At 72.6% G+C, this 270-nt stretch carries 1 pseudogene; it reads left to right on the top strand.

The features are described from left to right. Nucleotides 1-270, top strand: a pseudogene (locus DC347_RS21380) (hypothetical protein); the annotation flags it as partial.

The following is a 270-nucleotide window of genomic DNA, read 5'->3' as shown; positions in this document are numbered from 1 at the left end:
GCCTGGCTGGCGTGGAACTTCACCCTGCTGCTGGGCGGCTTCCTGGCCGGGCAGATCCAGCGTGCCGCACTGCCGGACGGCCCCGGCTTCACCGACCTCGTCGGCGTGCCGCTGCTGGCCCAGCTGGCCCAGCTGGCGTTCCTGGTGGTGCCGCTGCTCACCATGTCAACGCTCGCCGGCGAGCGTCGCAACGGTACCCTCCCGCTGTTGTTCGCCGCGGGCGTGCCGGCCTGGCGCATCGTGCTGGGCAAGTACCTGGCGGTGCTGGGC

It is taken from the genome of Pseudarthrobacter sp. AG30 (genome assembly GCF_003116525.1).
In the GTDB taxonomy this organism is placed as follows: domain Bacteria; phylum Actinomycetota; class Actinomycetes; order Actinomycetales; family Micrococcaceae; genus Arthrobacter.
This window is presented reverse-complemented; position numbering and strand designations above follow the sequence as displayed.